Below are 5,241 nucleotides of genomic sequence, written 5' to 3' on the forward strand. Positions count from 1 at the left end.
CCTGCTGCGGCGAGGCCGGTTGCATGCTGGGCACTCATCGGTCGGCGGACGGTGACGCCGCGTAGAGAACGGCGTGCCGCCAACACAGCGATGGCAAGCAGCGGATGCTTCCGCGCGTCATTTCGAGGTCCGCGACCGTCTGCCGCCACGTTTCCAGCTTGGGCTGTCCCGGCTGGCGCGCGCTGAGGAGATACGCGACGGTCTTGCCGGTTGTTTCGGAGGGCTCCAGGCTGCTGACCACTGTGCGGAGTTGCGTTCTGGGATGGTGCCAAGTAACCGTTCAGGCCCCTGGAAGTCGGGTTTTCAGGCGGTTTTCTGGGCGAGCGCGCCCGCAGGAATCGCCCGAGGAGTACTTTTGGTACTTCGCAGGGCGAGGCCGAGGACGAAAGCCGCCCAGAAGACCGCCTGGGAAGCCGTCGTCGAGGCGAACACCCAGGTGAACGGTTACGGTGCCAAGCGCTCCATGATGTCCCGAAGTCGGGGTGAGGATGTAGATCAATGCATGTCGATTGAACATGCAAGTCCCTTGTTATAGCGTCCAGCCAGACGTCCTCTCGCCAGTAACGCGTGCACGCCTGCTATGGCGGAGCCCGACAGTCGATCGGTATCTCGCTCCAGAATTATGGAGCTGTCGGCACTGTAGCGATTAGCAGACGGGTATCGGCTAACACCGCGTTCCGTGCCCGCAGCAATTCGCATCAAGCGACCGATGGCCACTTATCGCAATTGACTTGCAAATGTAGCTAAGTCTTGTATAGCTTCGTCCGCAACAAAGCGTCCGCACTGGGCCCGTAGGGGAGCGATCACTCACGCCCGGGTACGCACAATGAATGGAGTCCGTATGAGAGCAGCAACACGATACAGAGGGCATCGGCTCACTACGGAGGAACCGTCTCCAGCGCCTTCAGCGTTAACTACTTGCTAGAGGACCGACTACCTTCCTGCGGCAGGTAGTAACACGGGTAGACATACCGGCGGCTATGCGGTGCCATCCGATCTCACTTGGTCGCGTGGCGAGGACGCCGGATGTTTCTTGGGGAGTGTCGGCCCGCTTCGGGCGGGTCGACACTCCCTCTGCCCACATCACGCACTGCCCACATCACGCACTGCCCACATCACGCACCCCCCCGGCAGAAGCGGACTCGCCAGCGAGCCGTCTAGCGCATGCTCCTCGCATTAGAATCTGATCTGCAATACTCTCCGGCGGCCGGTGCCAGACCGTGCTCGGCGCCCGTGCTCGAGCACGCCTGCGCGCACGCCCTGGGCAGCCCCTTCGAGTGCGAGTATTTGACCCCGACGCCCAAGGCGTCGGGGTCAAATAACATCTCCAGGTCGGCTTTGAGGCGCCCGGGTCGCGCGAATACTCCCTGTATTCGAAGGCGGCGCAACACCGCTGGACGGGATGGATCGAAATCGAAGTGGCGATGTTATTTTGACCCGACGCCTTAGTTGCGGGGGCGGGCTAGTTGCCGCAGGCGGGCGTGACCTCTTGCGTCACGTACTGCAGACTGAAGTCGTGTGAAACCGTGGTGTTATCCGAAACGAGCGTACCCGAGACGCGGTAATCCACGCTCCACGTGCCAACTTCGCTGAAGCCCATGTTGAAGTGGTCGTGTCCGATCGAGAGCGTCAGCGCGTCGCCGGCAGCTATGCCGTCGCAACTAGCCGCGCCAAAGACCGGCGGGAAGCCGTCCTTCCATATCGCATAGTGTCCCTGCCCGCTTGGCGAGGAGACGGATAGGAGCTGCAGGCTCAGTTGATCGCCCGTGAAGGTGCCGGCAGGCACTTCCACGGCGAGACCCATGAAAGGAACGCCACACGTTGCTGCGTTACTGTTGCCCTGGGGCAGCCAATGGACGGTCGAGCCCTCGTTGACGCACAGATTGGCGAAGAAGCCGCTGTCCATGGACGGGCGAGTAAAGGTGGCCGTAGTGAGGATCTCCACCTCGCCGACCCCTAGTATGGCGTTGCTTACCATGCCGTCCAGCGTCGCGCCTTCAAGGTGTATCGATGCGCTCAACGCGTTGGTGTTCGCGTCGTACTCCATCGCCAGATCGCCGTGTCCTGCGCTGTACACGCTGCGCGCGGCAGCGCCGCCGTCGGCCATGCCACCGTCGGCCATGCCGCTGTCGGTCATGCCGCCGTCCGGTGCAGCTGCGTTGCAGGTCACCGTGAGCGATTCGGAGTGGGAGCAGGAGGAGCCCTGGGTTAGCGTCAAGGTCAGTGTCACGGCGCCCGCCTCGGTGCAGGTGAAGGTGGTGTCCGCGCTGCTGGCGCTGGCGAGCATGCCCGAGCTTGCAGTCCAGGACATGGCGGGCGTGCCAGAGCTGGCCGTGCCCGTTAGCTGGATCGCCGCGCCGCCCACGTCTGCCGCCAGCGGGTGAACGGTGTAGGACGCGATCGTCGGACACTCTATTACCGCGCTAGGCACCGAGGTCGTTACCTGTACGGCCCCCAAGGGTGCCCCGCCGTTGCTGAAGCATTGCAGCGTGATGCTCACCATCGTCACCTGACCCGCCACGATGTCGAAGGGGCTGCTGCCTTCGCAGCTGGTGCCGTCGGCCGCCGTGCCCGACAGGCCGAGGCTGTAGCCGGTCGCCGCGGGTAGCCCAAGCTGGGTTTGGATCGAGGAGGTTTCATGGCTCACGTCGAGCGTGCGCGTGAGCACGCTGGTGCCCCCGGAGTCGGTCACGGTGAGCGACAGCTGGTCGAGCAGCGTACCGGTTGGCAGCTGCAAGGCGAGCAAGACGCGACCGATAGCGTTGCCGCCGTCGTTCTCCCTGCAGCCCGGTGCCATGAGCACCGAAATCCCCGTCAGGGCCCATACAAGCAAGCGTCCATGGTGCGAGCGTACGTGGTTGCGCATTATGTCCTCCGAGGTGGCGAGCACCGTCGACTCATGGCATTAATGCAAGTCATTTGCAAGGGGTATCCAGTTGCATTAATGTCGAATAGTTGCATTTCTTGCCGAGAGGCGAGCGCTCCCGCTATCTACCGGCCCCTTCCCCTCGCTTCGAGAATAGTACCCGGGTCCGGGTCCGGCTCCACCTCGAAGCGGAAGTGCGCCGGTTCGCTCCGCAGGGCAAGTCCATCGGGTGTCTGCGCTTCGGCCACGATGCTCACGTCGTAACGCCCCGCGTGGGAGAACGCCCAGTTGTAGTGCTCGTGTGTTGCTGGGGGCAGTTCCAGTGCGGACTTGCCGGAACTGGTTTGGGCGGGCGTGCTCGTGGACACAGCGAAGGTCGGCGTGATGCCGACGATTCTGAAGACCGACAAGTGCCCGTTCGCCGGTGGCGCAGCCTGAACTTCAAGCCGCAGCGTGCCCGAAACCGCTCCGGTAGCTGCTACTCCCTGCGTCGAAACGCCAAAGAAGGGTTGCGCTGCGGCCAGATTTCGTGTTTCCAGCAGCCAGAAGCTCTCCGCAGCAGCCACACCCAGCGGTGCGAAGGCGTCCGATCCGGGGCGTCCGCCCGCGGCCTGCACGCTCTCGTATGAACTGTAGGGGACGATGATGCACACGTCGGCGGGCTCATGCACCGGCTCCGGGCCCGCGTTCGCAGGCGGTGGGTACGCCAGATGGCTTCGCAACTTGACGCTCAACGTGTCAGTTGCTTGCTCGTACTCGACGAACATGTCTCCGTGACCGCTGCGCCACGTCTTGGGGCATCCCGACGTCGGTTCGGGAGGCGGAGCGCCCGAGTCTGGCTTGCTGCCAGTTGTCCCGGCCGACAAGGGAACCACGGTCGGTGGCAGACCGGGTCTGGCCCTTGGCGGGGTCGTTGCATCCGGGACAGGATGGGCGGCTGGGCGGGCGACTTGAGCGTCGGGCTGCGCTGTCATGGTTGGGGGCATCCCCGCCGGATCCTCGCCTGCGCAACAAACGATGAGTAGCGCGCCGCCCACAAGCCACCACGGACGCGTCAGGCAGCCACCGCGTGAGCGAGCGCGCGCGCTGTGCCCTGTGCCGAGCAACGAAAGCAGCACGAGTCGTACGACAACTGCACAGCGTGCTTGCCTGCATGGGTCACCAACTCCGAGCCCAATCGGACGCCCGCCATCCTGGGCTCGCCGAGCTCCGTGGGGCCTGCGTTTCATTCCGCTTTCGCTGGTGCGCTGACTTCAGCGTGTCGCGCACCTGGTTCGCTCCTACACGCAAATCAAGGACAAATGCAAGTCCATTGTGACAAATGCGATCCTTCCCCCCCGCGGCGGCAACCCGGTCTGACCGCGCGGCCCCCTTCGGTACGAGCCGATTCCAATCCGGGTCGACGGGTCCGGCCGGGGATCCCCCGGGCGCCCTCTTGATCTGGGGCGAGAGCTCCGCCCCCGAACGTTAGGCGCCGGGTCAGCGTAGAGCCGGCTGTTTCGACTCCGATTCATCCCGCCTCGAAGCCGATCCGACCCGACGCCCAAGACGCCCGCCGTCGAATGGTCAGCGGGGAGCGGCGCTGTAACGGTTCGCCCGACACCGCGGCCGCAAGGGAGAGGGGGGGTAGAGAGGAACTGGCGTGTATGGAGCTTGGGGGAGCGCCGGGCAGTCTCGCAATGTACTTGCAATAGCAATTCCGAGGACAGCTCTGCACACCCAATTTCAACGAGGTACGGCCGATCCCGGATTGCAGATGCAACCCAGAAGCGCTAGCGTCACCGTATGCCGAGCCTCTCACGCGAGGATGCGAAGCAGCGAGTTCGCGAGGCTGGTCTACGAGCGACCGCCCCGCGCGTGGCCGTGCTGCGCCTGCTGGCCGCATCGGACAAGCCGCTGTCCTACACGGAGGTTACGGCGGCCATCGGAACCGAGGATTGGGATCAGGCGACCGTGTATCGCAATCTCCTGAAGTTGGTGGAAGCGGATCTCGCGCGCGTCGCCAGCAAAGTAGGTGGCATCGCTCGCTACACCGCGCGCGGGGATGACGACGGTCCGCACCTGCATCCGCATTTCTCCTGCCGCGGCTGTGGGAAGGTCGAGTGCCTCCCCGATGCCAAGCTGGCGGGCCCGGTCGACCGCCGCTGGCATCGCTCGCTGGCGGGCTCCGAGCTGCAGCTGCTCGGCGACTGTCCGGATTGTCTCGTCGTCTACGACACCGGCCGCTCCCCGCGCTCAAAAAAGCGCTCGCGCGCCAGGCGCTAGTCTCGAGCTCAGCACTCTTGGTGAAGCGAAATCCCCGCGAAAGCTGGCAGTTCAAGGCGCGACCCGAGGCTCGCCATCCAGCTCCGGTTGGGCAAGCGCAAGTCGGGGAC

At 64.5% G+C, this 5,241-nt stretch carries 3 protein-coding genes; 1 reads left to right on the forward strand and 2 read right to left on the reverse strand.

Annotation, left to right across the window (positions count from 1 at the left end):
* Positions 1-1,462: 1,462 nt before the first annotated feature.
* Positions 1,463-2,866 carry a hypothetical protein gene (locus tag MJD61_13090; GenBank protein MCG8556204.1) on the reverse strand — a complete coding sequence of 468 codons (1,404 nt, stop codon included), beginning with the start codon at positions 2,864-2,866 and terminating at the stop codon, positions 1,463-1,465.
* Positions 2,867-2,991: 125 nt separating this feature from the next.
* The gene (locus MJD61_13095) at positions 2,992-3,633 is read right to left on the reverse strand and encodes a choice-of-anchor M domain-containing protein (GenBank protein ID MCG8556205.1); all 642 of its coding nucleotides are present in this window, start codon (positions 3,631-3,633) and stop codon (positions 2,992-2,994) included.
* A gap of 1,018 nt (positions 3,634-4,651) precedes the next feature.
* Here MJD61_13095 and MJD61_13100 point away from each other — a divergent pair.
* Positions 4,652-5,131, forward strand: a complete 480-nt coding sequence (locus MJD61_13100; protein MCG8556206.1) for a transcriptional repressor — start codon at positions 4,652-4,654, stop codon at positions 5,129-5,131.
* Positions 5,132-5,241 lie beyond the last annotated feature (110 nt).

This window comes from Pseudomonadota bacterium (assembly GCA_022361155.1).
Lineage (GTDB): Bacteria > Myxococcota_A > Polyangia > Polyangiales > JAKSBK01 > JAKSBK01.